Here is a 21704-nt window from a genome sequence, read left to right on the forward strand (position 1 = left end):
AAAGCATTCTTTTATCAGTGCAGTTTTACTGCGGCTAAGCTATTTGCACGCCCAATAAATATATTTTAACTTCTATTTATTTCGCGACATTGGCATAACCACATCTAACCTGCGCACGGAATAGCTATATCTAATTTTTATGCCATTAATGTTTTTAATTAGGTATAGGCACACTTGTATCTATTTTTTAAAAAGTAAAAGGGAAATTAACTATGAAATCATTAAAAGTAGCCGCTAGCTTATCTGTTAGATCTTGTTTCGATATCGACAGAGAAGTCGTCAATGTATTAACCACAGATTTTTGCGATGTGGGCGCGGCTGTAGTCTCTGTTGATGATGTTAGAAATGGTATTGTTGAAAAGATTAAAAACACCGGATTGAAACTACCGATTTTCGTTTCAGTTTGCTGCGAAGAAACTTTCCCAGACGATGTTTGCTCATCTATTACTGGGGTATTTGAACTCTGCGGCGATAACACTGACTTCTACGGAAAACAGGTTGAAACTGCGGTCGATAAATATGAGCAAGCGCTATTACCTCCTTTCTTCGGCACACTGAAAAAGTACGTTGAGATGGGTAATTCCACCTTTGCTTGTCCAGGTCACCAAGGCGGACAATTCTTCCGTAAGCATCCTGTGGGTCGTCAGTTCTTCGACTTTTTTGGCGAAACGATTTTCCGCGCCGATATGTGTAATGCCGACGTGAAACTGGGTGATTTACTGATCCATGAAGGCGCACCACTGGCAGCGCAGAAATATGCTGCCAAAGTCTTTAATGCCGATAAAACCTACTTTGTACTTAACGGGACTTCATCTTCAAATAAAGTGGCGACCAATGCGCTGCTTGCTAAAGGTGACCTGGTATTATTCGACCGCAATAACCACAAATCAAACCACCATGGCGCGTTAATCCAAGCTGGTGCAACACCCGTTTATTTAGAAACCGCACGTAATCCCTTCGGATTTATTGGTGGCATCGACGCTCATTGCTTCCAAGAGTCCTGTTTAAGAGATCAAATTCGCGAAGTCGCCCCAGAAAGAGCCGATGAAAAACGCCCCTTCCGTTTAGCGATAATCCAACTCGGCACCTATGACGGCACCATCTACAATGCTCGCCAAGTAATTGATAAAATTGGCCATCTGTGTGATTACGTCTTATTTGACTCGGCTTGGGTCGGTTACGAACAGTTCATCCCTATGATGAATGACTGCTCGCCACTCTTGCTCGAACTGACCGCTGAAGATCCTGGCATTATCGTGACTCAGTCGGTGCATAAACAGCAGGCGGGCTTCTCGCAAACATCGCAAATCCATAAAAAAGATAAACATATCAAAGGACAAGATAGATATTGCAACCATAAACGCTTCAATAACGCCTTTATGATGCATGCCTCTACCAGCCCCTTCTATCCTCTATTTGCGGCGCTAGATGTGAACGCGAAAATGCATGAAGGCGCGAGTGGTCGTTACCTGTGGCGCGAAGCGGTAAAAGCCGGCATCGAAGCACGTAAGCTACTGCTGAAAAAGTGTAAATATATCAAACCATTCGTGCCAACCATGATAGATGGTCGCCTATGGCAAGATTATGAAACTGAACAAATGGCCGATGACTTACGTTTCTTCGAATTCGAACCCGGTCAGAAATGGCACTCATTCGAAGGTTATGACAAAGGCCAATACTTCGTTGACCCTTGTAAGTTCCTATTAACAACACCAGGCATAGATGTAGAAACCGGTAAATATACCGACTTTGGTATTCCAGCGACTATTTTGGCTAACTTCTTACGGGAAAATAATATTATTCCTGAGAAGTGCGACTTAAATTCGATTTTATTCCTGATGACGCCTGCGGAAGATATGGCCAAGATGCAACATCTGGTCTCGCAAATATCTCGATTCGAGAAATTAGTCGATGAAGATGCGCCATTATCTGAAGTTTTACCTAACGTCTATAACGCGAATAAAGCACGTTATCAAGACTATACCATCCGCCAACTTTGCCAAGAAATGCACAATCTTTATGTCAGCCATGACGTAAAACAACTGCAGAAAGAAATGTTCCGTAAAGCGCATTTCCCAACCAAAGTCATGGATCCACAGGAAGCAAACCTAGAATTTATTCGTGGCAAAGTCGAATTAGTCCCGCTATCACAAATTGAGGGGAGAATTGCCGCAGAAGGCGCACTTCCTTATCCACCAGGTGTGCTATGTATGGTACCAGGTGAAATATGGGGTGGCTCTGTTCAACGTTATTTCCAAGCTCTCGAAGAAGGTATCAACTTATTACCTGGATTCTCGCCAGAACTACAAGGTGTTTATCTCGAAAACACTCCTGACGGCAAAATTCAAGCAATGGGCTATGTACTAAATAAATAATGAAGACTGACTGTAGAGTTTATTAACCCCGCTCTGCAGTCAATTTCATACTCCCTATAATAAGTCACCTACATTAGGTTATTAGTATGAGTAAATCAGAAAATAAAATTGGCGTCGTCCAATTAACTATTATCACCATAGTCAACATGATGGGTTCGGGCATTATTATGCTGCCAACCCAATTAGCTCAAGTCGGTACTATTTCGATTTTATCTTGGTTAGTCACGGCGGCGGGCTCAACTGCTCTCGCCTACGCCTTTGCCAAGTGCGGTATGTTCAGTAAGAAATCCGGTGGTATGGGCGGTTATGCCGAATATGCCTTCGGCCGCTCAGGCAACTTTATGGCTAACTACACCTATGCCGTTTCGCTGCTCATCGCCAACGTCGCCATTGCGATCTCAGCCGTGGGTTATGCCGCCGTGCTGCTCGATGTAAACCTAAGCCCTATGGCCATTTGTCTTGCAACCATTGGCGTACTTTGGCTGGCAACCATTGCTAACTTCGGTGGTGCCCGTATCACAGGTCGCGTAAGTAGCGTGACTGTGTGGGGGATTATTCTGCCCGTGATTGGCGTGTCTTTAATTGGTTGGTTCTGGTTTGATATCGACCTCTATAAAGGCGCATGGAACCCGCATGATATGCCATTCTTCAAAGCGTTAGGCGGTTCTATCGCGATGACTTTGTGGGCATTCCTTGGTTTAGAATCGGCCTGTGCCAACTCAGAAGCCGTCGATAATCCAGAGAAAAACGTCCCTATCGCAGTAATGGGCGGTACCTTAGGTGCAGCAGTAATTTATATCGTCTCTACTAACGTCATTGCCGGTATTGTGCCAAACGCCGAACTTGCCATGTCAAACGCGCCCTTCGGTTTAGCCTTCGCGCAAATGTTTAACCCTGTGGTCGGTAAAATCGTGATGGCCTGTGCCATTATCTCTTGTACTGGCTCGCTGTTAGGTTGGCAGTTCACTATTGCCCAAGTGTTTAAAGCCTCTGCAGATGAAGGATTCTTCCCTAAAATCTTCTCTAAAGTCAGTAAAGCCGATGCGCCAATTTGGGGTATGACCATTATCGTTTGTATTCAAACCGTTTTATCTCTGATGACTATTAGCCCATCACTGAGCAAACAGTTCGAAGCACTCGTTAACCTCGCCGTCGTCACCAACATTGTGCCTTACATACTATCGATGGCCGCCCTTGGCATAATGCAAAGACAGCAAAAAGTACCAGTTAATAAAGCCCGTATTGCCAACGTGATTGCCGTGATCGGTGCCTTATATAGCTTCTATGCCCTGTATAGCTCAGGCGAAACCGCAGTAATGCTTGGCGCCATGGCCACCTTCTTCGGTTGGACTATCTTCGGCGTGATCTCAAACAAAGCACCCGTTGCCGATACGCGTCCAGCCTAAATCCGGCTAGCGCATTATCGAAAACGATTAATTACACCATCTAAAAGAACGGTTACTCAGGGATCATAGGCCAAGCCTATGATCCCCTGGAGAATACTTGCTCATTATCGGGGGATTTATGAATAAGACTTGTCTCGCCTTAGTGTTACCTATGCTATTAACGGCCACCAGCAGTCAGGCGGTTGAGCTTTATAAAGATCAAAAAAATACATTAGATTTAACCGGTTGGTTGGGGTTTGCCGCCCTGAATGACAGCCACGACACCTCGGTTATCGACGATTCTTCGCGCCTCAGATTTAGTTTCGAGCGCAGTGAGAGAAACGGCTGGACCGCCTTTGCTACCACGGAATGGGGGATCAATATGGTCTCCAGCGACGATGGACTAGTGATGCAAGGAGGCAAACTCGCCGCCGAAAAGACCGATGATTTTCTCTATAACCGCTTAGGTTATGTCGGCATGTCCCACGATGTCTGGGGGAGTTTGAGCTTTGGTAAACAATGGGGCGCCTATTACGATGTCGCCGGCACCACAGATTTACCCAACGTTTTCGCCGGTTACAGCGTTGGTGCTTACACCTTTGGCGATGGCGGCCTCACCGGCACTGGCCGTGCCGACTCCGCCTTTATTTACCGCAATAGTGTCGGCCCAGTGCAAATCGCCTTGCAATATGCCGCCAAAACCAATGGCGATGTCAGCTTAAAAAATGATGACGGCAGCGAGATGAGTAACTCTGAGCTGAGTTTCGACAGCAGTTATGGCGCCAGCATCACCTATGCGGCAACCGACAAATTCAAGCTACTAGCAGGCTTTAACCGCGGTGATTTTGAAGGCCACTTAGGTAATACCCAAGTCGATGAAACCAATGAAATCATCGGCATTGGTGCCATGTATGGTGACTACTACCACTATGCCGAAGGACGCGAAGCCAGCGGTCTTTATGTGGGTTTTAACGCTCACCAAAGTAAGAGTAATGAACTGGTCAATGGTGATCTCTACGACGCCACTGGTGCCGAGTTGATGACAGCCTATCAATTCGACAACGGTTTTGTGCCTATGGTCGTGCTCAGTTATTTAGATTTAGACACAGATGCAACTACGCCCATCCAAGGTAATTGGACCCGCCAATTTGCCATGCTGGGACTGCACTATCGCTATAGCAAGGATACTGTGATGTTTGCCGAAATGAAGTTAGATTTCAGTGATATGGATGATGCCGCACTCGAAGCACAGGAAGACAACAGCTTCGCAGTCGGGATTAATTACTTCTTTTAAGGCTCAAGGGGATATTAACCAAGGTGGCTAAAGCGCTCATTCAACTTTGGCATTCCTTGGTCATATATAGCGAGACTATTTTAAGTAACAGTCTTCAGTGGCTGTTTTAATCACATGTTCAATTAACCATGTTTTGCAGGACAGGCAGCTCGCGTCATCGCTCATATGCGTGAGCTTATTTGAGGCTGAGGTGCGGCGCACGTTTCGTCTACAAACGCTCGCCGTAACACTCATTGGATGGTACCGCAGGCTTACCATTATCTCTACGCCACTCCAAGTCAATTTCTGGAGTGGTTTTTTTTCAATGTCGAGCGGCTAGCTCCAGATTTGCTTCGACCTTCGGCGGCACTTATTAATGCCGACGACTGTCGTTCAGCTACCCCTTCGCTTCAAAGGCTAATCTGCAACATCATGATAAAACAGCCAAGCCTCGCGTTAAGATCCAATAACCGACGTTTGTCTATACTTCGCCATTTATCGCCTGAATACAGCGCTGCACGACTTCTTCGAAAGTGCCATCTATGCTCACTTGGATAACGTCAGCTTCATCGGTCGCAGGCATCTCCAGCGTGTCGAACTGACTCTTGAGTAGCTCAATCGGCATAAAGTGGGCTTTTCTGGCAAACATGCGTTCTTTGACTAATTCAAAATCACCATATAGATGAATAAACACCAGCTTACTGTTGTTCTGACGGATTAAGTCACGATACTGACGACGCAGCGCAGAGCAGACAATCACCCCCTGTTCACCTTTTTGTTCAATGCTATACACAGCATCGTTGATGCGCTCAAGCCAAGGAGAGCGATCGCTATCGTTAAGCGGTGAGCCAGATTTCATCTTGATAATATTGGCTCTAGGATGCAGATCATCACCATCGATAAATTTCGTTTCTAACGCCTTTGCGACCGCAGCACCAATCGAAGATTTGCCACAACTAGAGACGCCCATGAACACATAGCTATTGCCTTTTTTTCTCACAGTCACTTTGTTAACCTCATGCCAATTCTCGAATTTAGTCACTTCCCACTCTATCATATTACAGGTAACATGTTACCGGTAACCTACAAAAATGTGGACAACTTAACTAACAAGGAAAAGTCCTCTTATGTCCGATATGTCATTGATTCTGACAGCGCTGGGTTCAATCGCCCTGCTACTGTTCTTAGTGATGAAAGTGAGATTACATGCAGTGGTATCGCTGATACTGGTGTCGATCATTGCCGGCCTTTTCTCTGGCATGAACCCAGCCGATATCACCAATACTATTCAACAAGGTATGGGGGGAACACTGGGCTTTGTGGCGGTGGTGGTCGCTTTGGGGGCGATGTTTGGTCGCGTCATGGAAGAAACTGGCGCACTCGATCAGATAGCCCATACACTGCTGAATAAATTTGGTAACGACAAAGCCCACTGGGCGATGACCTTTACTGGTTTTATCTGTGCGCTCCCCCTCTTCTTCGACGTTGCTGTGGTGCTGCTGATTGGCATCGCCTTTGCCGTGGTTCGTAAAGGGGGCGGTAGCGTGGTTAAAATTGGTATTTCGTTGCTCGCGGGTATTGCCACCTGTCAGGCGTTTCTTATTCCTGCACCTGGGCCTATTTTGGTCGCTTCCCAGCTCAATGCCGACTTTGGCTACATGATAGTCTTCGGTCTGCTGGCATCGATTCCTGCGATGATTCTTGGCGGCCCTCTCTTTGCCAGTCTCATCTCGCAAAAAGTCCATGTTGAGCTACCAGCCCACGAACAGCAAGAAAAAGGCGAACGAGAAGGTGGACCTATCCCCTCATTCGCGCTATCAATCAGTATTGTGATTTTTCCACTGCTGCTTATCGGTTTAAAAACCGTTGTGTCGCGCTTTATTGATGAAAAATCCGATCTGCATAATTGGCTCGCCTTGATAGGTCATCCCTTCACCGCCATTCTGCTAGCCTGTTTAATCGCATTCTATGTGCTGGGCGTGAGACGTAATATTCCCAATGACCGCATCATGGAAATCTGTAGCAGTGCGCTCCAACCTGCTGGGGTCATTATTCTCGTCACCGGTGCTGGCGGCGTGTTCAAACAAGTGCTGATTGATTCGGGTGTCGGCGATGCGTTAGGGAATATGCTGGCAGGTTCGGGATTACCGATTGTGATACTGGCATTTATTTTGTCGGCTTCGGTGCGCGTGATCCAAGGGTCGGCAACCGTGGCCATGTTAACGGCTTGCGGCCTTATCATCCCGATACTTGAACCACTAAACTTAGATGGTGCTCAATTGGCGGCGATTACGATTGCCATTGGCGGTGGTTCGATTGTGCTCTCGCACGTTAATGACTCAGGCTTCTGGCTCGCTAACCGTTTTCTTGGATTGTCAGAAAAACAAACGCTGCAAACCTGGACGGTAATGGAAACCATTATTGGCACGACGGGTGGCATAGTCGCAGTCATCATCTCTGCGTTTCTCTAACGCTAGCCAGTGATCAAAAACATTAGGCATTAGCCGTTAAGCGAAAGATCAAGGGGAAGTCTACAATGTTTCCCCTAGATCAATACGATAGCCCAGATCGATAACCGATTCTGCTATCTCTTTGCCATTTAATCGGTCTAATAACTCAGTGGCAGCAATTCGACCGATCTCCTTTCTCGGGGTAATAATGCTCGCCAATTTTGGCGTCATGGATTGCCCAATATCATGGCCATGAAACCCTGCAACGCCTATTTGTTCGGGGATCTTGATGCCTTGTCTTTGACACTCAAATATCACCCCCGCCGCCAAATCATCGTTAGTGCAGAAAAAGCTATCCACATAGGGATATTTCGCTAAGGTTTGCTGTAATAACGACGCACCCAAGGAAAACGATGAAGCCTCATTGGTGGTCATCGTCAAAGGTGTGAGCTTAGCTTCCTGCATCGCTAACTCGTAGCCTCGCATCTTAAGCTGAGTGCGAATATCCATGCGCGCGCCTAAGTAAGCAATGTAGCGATAGCCTTGTGCAATCATGGCTTTAACCATTTCGTATGCGGCAGCTGTGTTATCGAACCCCACACACTGTTGAATTGAAGGCGACACACTATCCATCATTTCAATGACCGGAATGCCCGCCGTTTCAATCATTCGCACGGTACGCGGCGTGTGGTAACTTTCGGACAAGAGTAAGCCATCGATATTGTAAGAGAGCAGTGATGCCACCCGCTCTTCTTCTAATTCGGCCTGATATCCGTAGTGAGCCAGCATGGTTTGATAACCGCGTTTGCCGGCCACATTCTCGATACCGCGCAGCACTTCGGCAAACACTTGGTTGGTTAACGACGGCACTAACACACCAATGGCGCGGCTGGTCGCTTGCGCCAAAATTTCCGGCGCACGATTAGGTATATAACCTAAGGTTTCTAGCGCGATAGCTATCTTTTCTTGAGTGCTTTGCGCCACCCTTGTTGGATTTTTTAAATAGCGGCTCACCGTCATTTTGGTGATCCCAACTTGATCGGCAACGTCTTGAAGAGTGGGTCTACGCTTTTTATTCATAGTATCTAATGTTAGTTAACAAGCCGCGGGTATGGGTGAGATGTATAGCTAAAATATCGAATATAAACAAATAGTAGACATAAGCATCAGACGAGATTTTATAATAGTTCGCCCTGCGATACCAGTTAGGACTCTTTTATCGCAGCGCCGCTCATTGTAAGCATTTATCGGTAAAGATGATGAGGGGCTGATAACAAAAAGCTCAAGTGCTAGCCCGTATATGCATTAACTTATTTCAGACTGAGCTAAGGTAAACATACTGGCAAAATTGTGGCGAAATCAAAAAGGATAGTAAAGAGGATTGTAAGAAAGGAGAGTATCGCGGGACGCTCTTGCTAGCTAGGCCGCTCCAAACTTATGTCAGGAGCGGCCTTTGCACATTATTTGTGATGGCTAAAAAAGTGATTACTTAGCCTGTTGGCGACCTTGGGATGGCTTACCTGCTGGTTTACCACCACTTTTTGATGGACTTCCAGCTTTAGCCTGAGAACCGCTTGCCTTAAAACCAGACTGGCCGAAGGGCGCTTTCGCTCCCGGACGGCTCGAATGAGCTCCGCTAGGTTTAGAGCCACTTGGTTTACTTCCCACTGGCTTAGCGCCATTCGCTGCAGGTTTTCCACCTTTAGCGGCCGGTTTTGATTCAGCACCAGCTTGCGCGCCGCCTTTAGCCGCACCTTTAGATTTGCCATCGCCCTTGCGGTCATCGAATTGATTACCCGAGAAGCGAGTAAAGGCTTTTTGGCCTTGGTTGGCATCTTTCATCCATTTAGGTCCGCGCTCATTTCGACCTTCTGGCGGCACTAATTGATGTGGGCTATTGCCGATCAAGTCTTCACGCCCCATTGCGGTTAAGCCTTCACGGATCAATGGCCAACCCGCAGGATCGTGATAACGCAGCAATGCTTTGTGCAAGCGACGTTGACGCCCTTTCTTCGGCACTGATACCACTTCACTGGTGTGCTTGACGTTTTTCAGCGAGTTTAACTCGGTATGATAAATCGTGGTCGCATTCGCCATTGGTGACGGATAGAAGTTCTGTACTTGGTCGAGCTTGAACTTACGCTCCTTCAACCACAGCGCTAAGTTCACCATGTCTTCGTCGGTCGTGCCCGGATGCGCCGAAATAAAGTAAGGGATCAAGAACTGCTCTTTGCCCGCTTCCTTCGAAAACTTGTCGAACAATTCTTTAAACTTATCGTAGGCGCCCATGCCGGGTTTCATCATCTTGCTGAGCGGACCTTCTTCGGTATGCTCAGGGGCGATTTTTAAGTAGCCGCCCACATGGTGCTGCACTAACTCTTTTACATAAGCCGGATCTTCGATCGCCAAGTCGTAACGCACGCCAGAGGCGATCAATACTTTCTTGATGCCTGGTACAACACGCGCCGCGCGGTACAAGTCGATAGTGTGTTTATGATCTGTGCCTAAGTGGCCGCAAATCGATGGGAACACACAAGAAAGACGGCGACAGGTTTTTTCGGCCTTTTCGCTAGTACAACCTAAACGATACATGTTGGCGGTTGGGCCGCCTAAATCGGAAATTACCCCAGTAAAGCCTGGCACTTTTTCCTGAATATCTTTGATTTCTTTAACAATCGACTCTTGTGAGCGACTCTGAATGATGCGGCCTTCATGTTCGGTAATCGAACAGAAAGAACAACCACCAAAGCAGCCGCGCATGATGTTAATAGAAGTCTTGATCATGTCATAGGCAGGGATTTTTTCCTTGCCATAGATAGGATGAGGAATGCGCTGATAGGGTAAATCGAATACGGCATCCATCTCATCGGTATTAAGCGGCCATGCGGGCGGATTCACCCAAACTGCGCGATCGCCATGGGGTTGGAATAACGCACGGGCACAACCTGGATTTTGCTCTTGGTGCAAAATCCGTGAAGCATGGGCATATAAATATTTGTCTTCAGAGACTTTTTCAAACGCGGGCAGCAGCACATAGGTTTTATCCCATGGCTTAGGTTTAGGCGGCTGAACGCTAATTGGCTTAGGGGCTTCGTTATCGAATATCTTCACATCCGACGGGCCAGACAAGTTAGCACAACCCACATCATCGGCGCCGTAAGGATTCGGCAGCGGCTCTATCTTATGCAGTTGGTCAATCTTGCGCGAGTCCATACCGCGCCATTCGGGCAGCGGCTCTTTTCGGATAACCGCAGTGCCGCGCACATCGTGCAGCGAGCTAATGGGTTCACCTGCTGCTAAGCGGCGTGCCACTTCAACTAAAGGACGCTCGGCGTTGCCATACATCAGAATGTCGGCCTTGGCATCGAAAATCACACTGCGACGCACTTTGTCCGACCAATAATCGTAATGGGCGATGCGGCGCAAACTGGCTTCAATACCGCCAATGATCACAGGCACATCTTTAAAGGCTTCTTTACAACGCTGGGTGTACACAGTCACAGCGCGATCTGGGCGCTTACCGCCAATATCGCCGGCGGTATAAGCATCGTCAGAACGTAAGCGACGGTCAGCAGTGTAACGGTTGATCATCGAATCCATGTTGCCGGCGGTGACGCCAAAAAACAGGTTTGGACGACCCAATTGCATAAAGGCGTCTTTGCTCGACCAATCGGGCTGGGAAATAATGCCGACTCGGTAACCTTGGGCCTCTAACATACGGCCGATCACTGCCATGCCAAAGCTTGGGTGATCCACATAAGCGTCGCCTGTGACTATGATAATGTCACAGCTATCCCAGCCAAGCTTATCCATCTCCTTGCGGGACATAGGTAAGAAAGGCGCAGTGCTGTCACCTGTAGCCCAATACTTGGGATGACTAAAGAGTGTGGATTCAACTTGCATCGATTATGACCCGAAAACGTAATGTCAAATAAAGGCGCCACTGAAAATTAAGTTACACCAATTTAGGGACGCGGAGTATAGCAGGCAACGAGGGATAAGTGCGATTAAAAAAACATCAATCAAGGCGTTTTTCGGGGTATTTGAGCCTGAAGCCTAATACCCCTAAATCCGCTATGGATATGGCTTAGGGCGGAATCAACCGCCCTATCCCAAGCGTCTAGAGACCCTTTCCTAATCCTTGAACAAAATGCAGCAAATTCACCAATGCCAGACTGATGATCACTAGCCAAGTGAGCAATACGCCCCAGAAACGTCCAAAATGGTAACCGCCTTGGCCTTGGGTTAAACCGATAGCATGGAGCAGGCGCGCCACTATCCACACAGTTCCAAAGCAGTGAAGATAAAATACGGGTAAGCCACCGGCTTCGGCCACCAGCATGAGAATCAATACGATAGGCGCATTTTCGATCAGGTTTACATGGACGCGATTAGCTAAGGCAAGCGCATTGTTACCGCCATCCCCTAGGCCAATCTTGTGACTTTTTCTGACTTTCACCACTCGATAAGCTAAAGCGACAATTAATAGCCCAGTGAGGCTAGCGTAAAGACCCGTTACCATCAAAGACATACTGATTTCCCCTTATCAAAAAGCTGACTATAGCCCGAGCTGCAAAAATTCAGCAATTTATTTGTATTAAGGTTAAAAGCCGTTAACCTTTTATAGACAAGATAGGTTAATATGCGCGCGTTAATCCCTACAACTTTTTATACAGTGAAGACCCCGATTGGATAACGACGAGTTTATCGAAAAACGCAGATTTATCATAAAGCTAGGCAAGGCATTGCATAAGTTTGGCACACCCGCTTATCGCCTAGAAACCCACTTACAAACCGTTGCGCGCACCTTAGGTATCGAAGGCTACTTCCTTATCTCGCCAACTTCGATGACCTTCGTTTTACAACACGATACAGATCAAGAATATAACCATGCCGCTCGGGTGAAGCCCGGCGAACTCGATTTAGGTTCACTCGCCCGCACAGATGAATTAGTCGATGAATTAACCTCAGGTAAGCGCACTTTGGCCGAGGCCTTAGATCGCTTAGAAGAAATCGCCAACAAACCCAATCCCTATGGCCCAGTGTTAACTTGTTTTTCATTTGGTACTTCTGCCGCCGCCTTCGCCATGTTAATGGGCACAGGTTGGAACGATGTATTTTGGTCGGGGTTATTAGGCTTATTTGTCTATGGCTTGGTATACCGTGCCGAACGCTCGGCACGCATGGCCGAAGTGCTTGAACCCTTCGCCACCATTCTTTGTGCCATTGCCGCCTGCGGCATAGCGCGTATTGATCCCAACATTAATATCCCGGTGGTGATCCTCTCCTCGATCATTATTTTTATTCCCGGCTTAGCGTTAACCTTAGGTCTAGCCGAACTTGCCGCGCGGGATTTGATTTCCGGCACGGCGCGCATCATGGATGCGATTATGCAATTGTTTAAACTGTACTTTGGTGCAGTGCTCGGCATGGCGATTGGTAAAGCTGTGTTTGGCGAAGCGATTCATATCGAGCCAGAAGGGTTGCCGCGCTGGGCAATTTGGTCGGCGGTGCCGATTTTATCTATGGCGTTAGTGTTTATCTTCAAGGCACGGATGCAAGATTCACCTTGGGGCGTATTAGCTGGAATTGTGGCGTTTTTCTCGGCCATGCTCGGCGGACATTATTTTGGTGATTCGGTTGGCATTTTCTTTGGCGCTTTGGCTGTCGGGATTTACTCCAACCTCTTCGCCCGCTGGATGAAAGCTCCCGCCTCCATCGCCCTGTTGCAAGGCATAGTGATCTTAGTCCCCGGCAGTAAAACCTATATCGGACTCAATGCCTTAATCTCAGGTGAGACCATGCTTAACCAGTCCCATATTGGCTCGCAAATCTTTTTGATTTTTATGTCTCTAATCGCGGGATTGATTTTTGCCAACGTCGCCGTCCCGCCAAGGCGAACATTGTAACAATTGTGAATTCGGCTGGAGCCCGCGCCCAGCCGCCACCTTAAGTTAACCTTAAGTAAAATCAGAAACTTATTAAAATGTTTTCTTGACTAACACCAGCTTTCCATGTGTTATTAAATTGTGAATTGCAGAGTGAAATTGTTTTCGCTGCAGTCGTCAATTTCATGGGAGTGGCCTTTTATGCAGAAATTCATTCAGTATGCATGCATCCTACCTTGTTGTGTTGGCAGCCTAATCAGTGCTGCCCAAGCAGAAGACACTAAGCTCACCGAGCCCGCAACAAAGGCTCAAGCAACCAAAAAAGTCAGCAAGATCGTCGTAGTTAACAATCCTATTTTTGATGAATCCGATCCCGATGCTTTTTTCATCCACCGCTGGGCGAACGCTTTACACATCAACACCAAAGAATATGTGGTGCTCGATAAACTGACCTTCGGCGAAAATGATACTGTCGCCCAGAAAGACCTCGACGAATCGCAACGACTGTTGCGGGCGGTGCCCTATATCCGCGACGCCAAAATTTATGTCGCCGAAAAAGATCCCCTAGCCGACACCGATCCCACGGTTGAGTCCGTTGTCGTCGAAACCTGGGATAACTGGTCATTATTGCCCACTGCGAGCCTGAGTAGTTCAGGTGGCGACACTCGTTATTCTTTTGGTGTTAAAGAAGACAACTTACTCGGAACAGGTATCCGCACTCGACTCAAGTACCAGTCCAACGAATCCCGTAATGGCTACAAATTTGCGTTCGAAGCTCCGCTGAGCATTATCGAACACGGCACGGTTGCCGCCGAGTTTTACGACAATAGCGACGGCGAAGCTAAGCACGTTTATGTCAGTAAGCCTTTCTATTCTCTCGATACCAATACCATGTATTCGGCGGAGTTTTTAGACGAAAACCGTATTGATACCCTGAGGCAAAATGGGCAAGAGATAAATGAATTCGAACACACAGTCGACTACCTTAATCTGCAATATGGCTGGTTAATTAATAAGAACAGTGAGCATCTTTCTCGCTTTATTACCGGTGTTACTCAAGATAAACACGAGTTTGCCAATTCAGATCTCTACCCTAATTCGATGCTGCCTCAAGACAGGGATTTTATGTACCCTTGGGTCGCCTACGAGTTTATCCAAGATGATTTCCATGTACTGAATAACGTTCACCTGATCACCAACAACGAAGACTTTAACTTAGGCTGGCATCACTATGTGCAACTCGGCATAGAAACCAATGACATAGGCGATAACAATCCTGTCGGTTACCACGTGAATTGGCAAAGTACTGGCGGCTATAAGTTTGACGACCAACTGTGGCTGTTAGAAATGGGCGGCACTAGCACAATAGGTACAACCCAAAAAGACACTTACAAGGTCGATGTCCAAGCCGAGTACTTCTATCAAATCAATCCGAAGTGGACAGCCTACGGCAAAGCATGGGCCAGCCTTTCACAGAACACTTATCTGGATCTGACCAAAGGGCTGGGAGATGAAACTGGCGTGCGCGGTTATCCAAACGAATACCAACAAGGGGACAATCAGTGGTTATTGACCGCCGAGATACGTAATTACCCCAACATCAACTTATACCAATTGGCTGAATTGGGCTGGGCCGTCTTTACTGATTTGGGTCAAGCTTCCGGCGGACAATTTGCCGAGAATAACGAAGTCAGCGGTCCACTGGGCAGCATAGGCATAGGCGCGCGGATTTATTCCTCACGCTCCAGCTATGGCAACGTCGCCCATATCGATTTTTCGATTCCTTACACGGGCGGCGAGTCAGTGAACAGTTGGGAATGGCGATTCCTAGTGAAACGCAGTTTTTAGCGGCTGATTTACGTATGACGAATAAGGTTGGGCGCTGAGTTAAAGCGCATTGATAAGATGTTGATCTACAAAGTCATGCAGGTTAGTCCTACAAAACCAAACGCTAACCGTCCAGAGAGTAACTGGGCAGTTAGAGTTTGGTCATCCAACGCAGACCGAAGGTACTACGCAACAGTTTTACTGTGCTGTTGTGGCGCATTTGAAACAGACAACCCAAGCTAAAACTAACAATAAGGCCGGGAGTCGAACCGATAAAAGCACGACCGCTTTGCGCTAGTTGTTGTTTCCTCACCTGCAATAACTCATGCTGCAGCTGACCTTGTTCGGTGAGCACAGTGAGCTTCAATTGCTGTTTTTTCAGTAACTGTTGCACTAGCATTGTTGATCTTCCTGTTGTTTGTTGGCTGAGTGTTGAGTAGAAAACAACAGCCGTAACTGCTGCCAAGTCTTTGAAAAACCCGCTTGCGACAGTACATAGCTCAGGCTACGCCAACACCAAATCAATAACACAAACTGCAATACCACTAACGCGCTCGCGGTAATCAACAACGAGCCGCTCAGTTGAAACAGCAAATAGCCCAGCAACAACAAGATACTGCCCCAGAATAGGGTAATACCCGTCCCAAAACAGACAACCAAAGCCGCAGCAATAATCAAGCTGCGACCCGTTAACTGCCATTCTGCCGTTGCTATTTTCCCTGCCAAATTTAACTGATTGATATAGGCTTGCTTCACCGAACTGCTCAGTGCCGCTATCTCAGCCAATTGCTCAATGGCCTGATCAACCACTTTATTCTGGGCAGCTGATGCTGGCTGCCCAGTGGATTCAGCATGCTGGACAGGTCTTTGCTCTGGCGCCTCTGAATGTGCACGGTTTTGCATAACCCCACCTTAGCGACGGCGTAACAAGGCCGTCAACACTACACCAGCAGCAAACGCTATCCCGGCTGTGGCCAGAGGATTCTGCGCTGCCAGCTCACGGGTTTTACTGTAAGAGCTTTGCAGTTGCTGTTTGATTTCCTCTTGCTTGTGCGCCAGCGTTTCCTGCGAGCTAGCGGCGGTTTTACGCAAAGTATCCTCTGCAACAGCGGCTTTCTCTGCCACAGCGTCAACGGCATGATGCGTCACTTCGCTGGCTTTCGCTGTGGTTGGCGAATTTAACGCGCCATTATCTTTACTGTTAGTTTGTTCTGTTACACTTTTTGAACTGGCCATTAGCAGACTCCTTGATGAACCGAGTGCAATGCAACAAAATGCTGCACTTTGCATATAAACTAATGCAACGGCTAAGCCAATTGATATAAGCAAACAAAAACAAATACTTAGATTTAAATACTTTATATCCACGCCCTCAGTTAACGGTAGATGTTACCTACATAGGGTAATTTTTACCTGCAGCGAAGGATGATAAAGAGAGCGACAGAACAGACAACTAAATAGGATATAGATTGGATACGGACGGGGAATTCAATACTTTGATTTTTAATAATTTAAAAAGTAACGGTCACTTAAAACTGCAACAGTTAAAAAACAAAAAGCCCGTTTGTCATTACGACAAACGGGCTTTTTATTGAATGAGGTGAGTTGGCCGATAAGCCGGGTCCTGTCTTGGACAGTCATTCATCTAGGCCTGCAATCGCTCACAGGCTCAAGCGACCTACCCGGTTCCAACGCGAGCCACGCCATACGGAACCCTATTTGGTCTTGCTCCGGGTGGAGTTTACCTTGCTACGAACTATTGCTAGCCGCACGGTGCGCTCTTACCGCACCCTTTCACCCTTACCGACCTGATAAATCAGGCAGGCGGTCTACTCTCTGTTGCACTTGTCGTCGGTTCACACCGCCCAGGCGTTACCTGGCACCCCGCTCTTTGGAGCCCGGACTTTCCTCCCCGTTCTTGCGAACGCGGCGACTGTCTGGCCAACTCGGCGCGGATTATAGCCTAAGCCACCCTGATGTACCACAGATAATCCGCTCGCGGCCGTTTTAGCGCTTATAAATCAGACTCTAGGCCGTATTTATACAAGGCATTCTTTTTAAGTCCATGAATTTGCGCGGCAATTGCAGCGGCTTTCTTCAATGGCAATTCTTCACATAAGAGTTTGAGCGTGTTGATGGCGACTGTGGGAATCGCTTCGTCATCACTCAAATGGTAGCCATGCACCATAAGAACGATTTCGCCCTTCTGCTGATTTAGGTCAGTGCTTACTTTAGCGAGCACTTCTGACACAGGGCCAGATAAAAAGGTTTCGAAGGTTTTCGTCACTTCGCGCGCCATCACCACATGGCGATCACCGCCCAGCACTTCGACCATAGTCGTTAAGCTATGCTCGATGCGGTGTGGTGATTCGTAAAAAATCAGCGTGCGCGGATCTTCTTTCAGTGCCAATAACTTATCGGCGCGGGCTTTTTCTTTTGATGGCAGAAATCCTTCAAAAGTAAAACGGTCCGATGGCAAACCAGAGGCGCTTAAGGCAGTAATCGCCGCGCAAGGGCCCGGCAATGGGATCACATTAAACCCAGATTGGCGCACATGGGAGACTAAGTGATAACCAGGATCAGAAATCAACGGCGTACCCGCATCGGAAATTAATGCTATCGACAACCCAGCGGCAAGCTGATCCACAATCCACTGGGCACGCGCACGCTCGTTGTGGTCATGTAAAGCCGTGGTTTTAGTGGTAATGCCGAAGTGGCTCAATAACTTACCGCTGTGGCGAGTGTCTTCACAGGCGATCAATGAAACCTGATTCAGCACCTCTATTGCCCGTGAGCTCATATCGCCCAAATTACCTATGGGAGTAGGAACTATGTAGAGTGCGACGCTTTGGTCCATATATACCTCTGTAATGACAGTGCCAAGACTTTCGTCAAGCGCGAGAGAAGGTTAAACTAGAGGCCGCATCTTACCAGAGTGAAGCCCAGTGTTAAAAAGCCTGAATACAACTAAGTTCGTTTCCGTGGCCATTTTATCGGTAATCTTGGCGGGTTGTGGTGTTTCATCGCCCAATTCCACTGGAACAACCGCCACATTGGCTACCTCATTAGCATCCGCACCTTTGGCGGCAAATGTCTATTTGGCGCAAGCGGCCAATAGTAAAGATCCGCAGCAGCGCGATACTAATCTGCTGCTAGCAGCCCATGCCTATATTAATGCCAATGACTATGCCGCAGCGCAGAAGCTACTAAAATCGATACTGCCGAGCTTAACTCAGAGCCCAACATTACTGGCCGAACATAAATACTTAACTGCACGTGTGCTTGAACACACGTCCACCTACAGTGATGCCCTTAAAACCTTAAATTATCCAAGTAATTGGAGCCTGCCAAGCTGGCAGATGACGGCCTATCACCAGTTCAAAGCGCATTTATATCAATTGAATAAACAGCCAATTGAACAAGTGCGCGAGTTGAGTTTGCTGACAACTTACTTGCCACCCGCCCAAGCCAACGAAGTGAATAACACCATTTGGCAAGTGCTGCAGCCGATGCACGAACAAACCATAAAGACGTTTACCCAAGATGCTAAAAGTCCAGTGTTTGCGGGCTGGTTACAACTGGCTTATATCGCTAAGCATTATGCCGTCGATCCCACTCAGTTAGTGCGCTACTTAGGTGAATGGCAGAAACAAAATCCTTATCACCCAGCTGCAGCCAAACTGCCCGCCGATTTGGATAGAGCCTTAAACGCTAAACCATTTACGCCGAAAAATATTGCCGTGCTGTTGCCGCTGACGGGTCCAAGAGCGAACGCCGCCAATGCGATTCGCCAAGGTATATTAGCCAGCTATATGGCAAAGCAAAACGATCAAGTCGCAGTGAATTTTTACGATACGGCCAACGATGCGGCGAGCGCCTATCAACAGGCACTGACAGCAGGAGCCGAGTTTATTATTGGCCCATTACTGCCGACTGAAATCGAACAAATACAAGTGATGAATGCAGCAAATACTGCCACCACTAATGCGCTGACCAATACGGCTAACCCAGAAAAAAAAGCTAATACAGTTACAGCTGCGCCTGTACCACAACTGTTTTTGAATCAAGTTGATAAATTCACCCCCGATCCAAACAAATTCTACTTTGCGCTATCACCAGCCCAAGAAGCAGCCGATGCCGCCGAGCATTTATATCAAGATGGCGTCACTATGCCATTGCTGCTCGCCAGCAATGATGCCCTTGGCAAACGTATGGCCGAAAGCTTTATTCAAGCGTGGAAAAAGAAGAGCGATAACGTCGTCGAAGTCTATTACTACGATGGTGGCGACCAAATGAAAACCACAGTGCAAGATGCCCTTGGCGTACGTGATAGCCAAGCCCGTATCGCACGCATCAAGGAGCTGCTGGGTAACTCAGTGCAGGCTGACTTCCGCTCACGCCAAGATATTGATGCCATTTATATGATTTCAACACCGCAGGATCTGACTCTGCTCAAGGCCTTTATCGATGTTAACTTCAGCGTGTTCACTCAACCTGTGCCCCTGTATACCTCAAGCCGCAGCCGAGTTGAGAACGAGAGCACACAAACGGCGCAGGATTTAAATAACCTCACCCTCAGCGATGCCCCTTGGCTGATGCAAAACGGCGAAGAAAACCTAATGGTTAACACATTATTTTCGGGCTGGAATAACAGTCAGAAACGTTTGTTTGTTATGGGTTATGATGCAATGGACTTGATCGGCCGTTTAGCACAAATGCGCTCATTTACGGGCTACCAATTCAATGGCCGCAGCGGTGCTTTATCGGTTAACCCAGATGGCATAGTAAACCGCCAATTAAGCTGGGGACGTTACCAAAGAGGCAGCTTCCGTCAGCTATGACACTCGGACAGCAGGCAGAAGCGCACGCACAACGTTACCTTGAACAGCAAGGGTTAACTTTTGTCGAACGTAATGTCCGCTATCCGTTTGGGGAAATTGATTTGATCATGCGCCATAAAAGCTATTGGGTATTTGTTGAAGTGAAGTATCGCTCGGCAACCCAATATGGCGGCGCATTACAGGCTTTAAGCGCTGCGCAAATCACGCGGATTCGCAAAGCGGCCAACCATTATTTGCAACTCAATCGGCTCGATGTGCCCTGTCGTTTCGATGTCATCGCCATGGAAGCCGATCAAATTCATTGGCTCGTCGATGCCTTTTAAGCGCCAATAGTGCGAGATTAGCAACACAAATTATTTTTAACGTCTGTGCCTCAACACGCTTGTGGAAATATGGCATGATAGCAACACTTTATCCTGAAAGGATTTATCCATGTTAGAACGCATTAAAGACAGCTTTACTGAATCTATCCAGACAAAAATCGATGCAGCCGAAGCACTGCCAGAATCAATCGCCAAAGCGGCCGAGATGATGGTGCACTGTCTTTTGGGTGGTAATAAAATCCTTGCTTGCGGTAACGGCGGCAGTGCTGGCGATGCACAACATTTCTCAGCCGAACTGCTAAACCGCTACGAGATTGAACGTCCACCCTTACCGGCCATCGCCCTGTCTACTGACACTTCAACCATCACAGCTATCGCCAACGACTATAGCTATGATGAGATTTTCTCAAAACAGATTTTTGCCTTAGGTCAACCGGGCGATATTCTGCTGGCAATCTCCACCAGCGGTAACTCAGGTAACGTGATTAAAGCCATGGAAGCCGCATTAAGCCGCGACATGACGATCGTTGCACTAACGGGTAAAGATGGCGGCGCTATGGCAGGCCTGTTAAGCGTGGGCGATGTGGAAATCCGCGTGCCTTCAAACGTTACCGCACGTATTCAAGAAGTGCACTTACTGGTGATCCACTGCCTGTGTGACAACATTGACCGCACACTCTTCCCGCAGGACGAGCAGCAATGAGACACGCTGCCCCGCTGTTAATGGTTTGCTTGCTGCTACAAGGCTGCGCCGGTGCCGTTATGGTGGGCGCAGTGAGTGGCGCTATGATGGCCAACGATGAGCGTACTGTTAAGACACAGATTGATGATACTAATACCGATTTTAGGATCACTAGTGCGCTACTAGAGCAAGAAGATCTTAAAAAACAAACCAATATCACTGGTGTGTCCGTCAATGGCAATGTGCTTATGATAGGCCAAGCCCCTAACTCCATGTTAAGGGATAAAGCCATCAAGGTCGTACAAGATCTTAAGCTAGGCGGCAAGATCCACAATCAGATCCGCATTGGCAACCCGACTTCTTTCACTACACGCAGCAACGATACTTGGGTCACCACCAAAGTGAAGGGCCGCATGTTAAACGAGAAAGATTTAGATGTGACTCGCATTAAAGTCATCACTGAAAATGGTGAAGTCTTCTTACTTGGTGTTATCCATCGCTCGCAAGCAGATTTAGCTGTCGATATCGCCCGCAATACAGCAGGCGTGCGTAAAGTGGTGAAAGTATTTGAATATACAGAGTAACTTTACAATTCAAGTATGTTGAAATGTGAGTATTTTGGCAGTGAAGCCTAAGTCGCGAGTCAACTCGCATACTTAG

At 47.6% G+C, this 21704-nt stretch carries 18 protein-coding genes and 1 other RNA gene; 10 read left to right on the forward strand and 9 right to left on the reverse strand.

The genetic code is table 11. The features are described 5' to 3' along the window. Positions 1-212: 212 nt before the first annotated feature. The 3 genes from speF to AC5YB3_RS10340 all read left to right on the forward strand — a co-directional run bounded on the left by speF (position 213) and on the right by AC5YB3_RS10340 (position 5054). Positions 213-2375 (forward strand): ornithine decarboxylase SpeF, encoded by a 2163-nt coding sequence (gene speF / locus AC5YB3_RS10330; protein WP_494527087.1) that lies wholly within the window; start codon positions 213-215, stop codon positions 2373-2375. Between the two features lie 86 nt (positions 2376-2461). Further along, a complete protein-coding gene (potE, locus tag AC5YB3_RS10335; RefSeq protein ID WP_006084479.1) occupies positions 2462-3781 on the forward strand; it encodes a putrescine-ornithine antiporter in 1320 nt (439 codons plus the stop codon). Positions 3782-3899: 118 nt separating this feature from the next. Next, positions 3900-5054 (forward strand): porin, encoded by a 1155-nt coding sequence (locus tag AC5YB3_RS10340; RefSeq protein WP_311906227.1) that lies wholly within the window; start codon positions 3900-3902, stop codon positions 5052-5054. A 460-nt stretch (positions 5055-5514) separates the two neighbouring features. Here the strand turns inward: AC5YB3_RS10340 and AC5YB3_RS10345 are convergent, their stop codons facing one another. Next, positions 5515-6075, reverse strand: coding sequence for a gluconokinase (locus AC5YB3_RS10345; RefSeq protein ID WP_494527088.1), 561 nt, complete (start codon positions 6073-6075; stop codon positions 5515-5517). Between the two features lie 85 nt (positions 6076-6160). Between AC5YB3_RS10345 and gntU the strand changes: the two genes are divergently transcribed. Then, positions 6161-7504 carry a gluconate transporter gene (gntU, locus tag AC5YB3_RS10350; RefSeq protein ID WP_006083518.1) on the forward strand — a complete coding sequence of 448 codons (1344 nt, stop codon included), beginning with the start codon at positions 6161-6163 and terminating at the stop codon, positions 7502-7504. A gap of 60 nt (positions 7505-7564) precedes the next feature. On the opposite strand, the gene gntR is transcribed toward gntU, so the two are convergent. The 3 genes from gntR to AC5YB3_RS10365 form a co-directional block, all read right to left on the reverse strand. Beyond that, a complete protein-coding gene (gene gntR, locus AC5YB3_RS10355; protein ID WP_494527089.1) occupies positions 7565-8563 on the reverse strand; it encodes a gluconate operon transcriptional repressor GntR in 999 nt (332 codons plus the stop codon). Positions 8564-8968: 405 nt separating this feature from the next. Beyond that, positions 8969-11386, reverse strand: a complete 2418-nt coding sequence (locus AC5YB3_RS10360) for a YgiQ family radical SAM protein (RefSeq protein WP_494527090.1) — start codon at positions 11384-11386, stop codon at positions 8969-8971. A 217-nt stretch (positions 11387-11603) separates the two neighbouring features. Beyond that, on the reverse strand, positions 11604-12014 hold the full coding sequence (locus AC5YB3_RS10365; protein WP_006083521.1) for an MAPEG family protein: 411 nt from the start codon (positions 12012-12014) through the stop codon (positions 11604-11606). 157 nt (positions 12015-12171) lie between these two features. On the opposite strand from AC5YB3_RS10365, the gene AC5YB3_RS10370 reads away from it, so the two are divergent. Further along, positions 12172-13392 carry a threonine/serine exporter family protein gene (locus AC5YB3_RS10370; protein ID WP_006083522.1) on the forward strand — a complete coding sequence of 407 codons (1221 nt, stop codon included), beginning with the start codon at positions 12172-12174 and terminating at the stop codon, positions 13390-13392. Between the two features lie 180 nt (positions 13393-13572). Next, entirely contained in the window at positions 13573-15219 is a 1647-nt protein-coding gene (locus AC5YB3_RS10375) for a BamA/TamA family outer membrane protein (protein ID WP_494527091.1), read from the forward strand. 130 nt (positions 15220-15349) lie between these two features. Here the strand turns inward: AC5YB3_RS10375 and AC5YB3_RS10380 are convergent, their stop codons facing one another. The 5 genes from AC5YB3_RS10380 to rsmI form a co-directional block, all read right to left on the reverse strand. After that, positions 15350-15598, reverse strand: a complete 249-nt coding sequence (locus tag AC5YB3_RS10380; protein ID WP_011848121.1) for a hypothetical protein — start codon at positions 15596-15598, stop codon at positions 15350-15352. Beyond that, complete coding sequence (locus AC5YB3_RS10385; protein WP_494527092.1) at positions 15592-16101, reverse strand: hypothetical protein; 510 nt, start codon at positions 16099-16101, stop codon at positions 15592-15594. Before AC5YB3_RS10385 ends, AC5YB3_RS10380 begins: the two co-directional genes overlap by 7 nt. Before the next feature lie 9 nt (positions 16102-16110). Next, the gene (locus tag AC5YB3_RS10390; protein WP_006083526.1) at positions 16111-16434 is read right to left on the reverse strand and encodes a DUF883 C-terminal domain-containing protein; all 324 of its coding nucleotides are present in this window, start codon (positions 16432-16434) and stop codon (positions 16111-16113) included. A 361-nt stretch (positions 16435-16795) separates the two neighbouring features. Next, an RNA gene (gene rnpB / locus AC5YB3_RS10395) (RNase P RNA component class A) lies at positions 16796-17147 on the reverse strand. A gap of 65 nt (positions 17148-17212) precedes the next feature. After that, on the reverse strand, positions 17213-18055 hold the full coding sequence (gene rsmI / locus AC5YB3_RS10400) for a 16S rRNA (cytidine(1402)-2'-O)-methyltransferase (RefSeq protein WP_126493063.1): 843 nt from the start codon (positions 18053-18055) through the stop codon (positions 17213-17215). Between the two features lie 88 nt (positions 18056-18143). On the opposite strand from rsmI, the gene AC5YB3_RS10405 reads away from it, so the two are divergent. The 4 genes from AC5YB3_RS10405 to dolP all read left to right on the forward strand — a co-directional run bounded on the left by AC5YB3_RS10405 (position 18144) and on the right by dolP (position 21628). Continuing rightward, the gene (locus AC5YB3_RS10405) at positions 18144-20039 is read left to right on the forward strand and encodes a penicillin-binding protein activator (protein WP_494527093.1); all 1896 of its coding nucleotides are present in this window, start codon (positions 18144-18146) and stop codon (positions 20037-20039) included. Further along, positions 20036-20362 carry a YraN family protein gene (locus AC5YB3_RS10410; protein WP_347098250.1) on the forward strand — a complete coding sequence of 109 codons (327 nt, stop codon included), beginning with the start codon at positions 20036-20038 and terminating at the stop codon, positions 20360-20362. Before AC5YB3_RS10405 ends, AC5YB3_RS10410 begins: the two co-directional genes overlap by 4 nt. A 109-nt stretch (positions 20363-20471) precedes the next feature. After that, positions 20472-21065 carry a phosphoheptose isomerase gene (locus AC5YB3_RS10415; RefSeq protein WP_006083530.1) on the forward strand — a complete coding sequence of 198 codons (594 nt, stop codon included), beginning with the start codon at positions 20472-20474 and terminating at the stop codon, positions 21063-21065. Beyond that, positions 21062-21628 (forward strand): division/outer membrane stress-associated lipid-binding lipoprotein, encoded by a 567-nt coding sequence (dolP, locus tag AC5YB3_RS10420; protein WP_106649115.1) that lies wholly within the window; start codon positions 21062-21064, stop codon positions 21626-21628. Before AC5YB3_RS10415 ends, dolP begins: the two co-directional genes overlap by 4 nt. The last annotated feature ends 76 nt before the right edge of the window (positions 21629-21704 follow it).

The organism is Shewanella sp. 1311, from assembly GCF_059338235.1.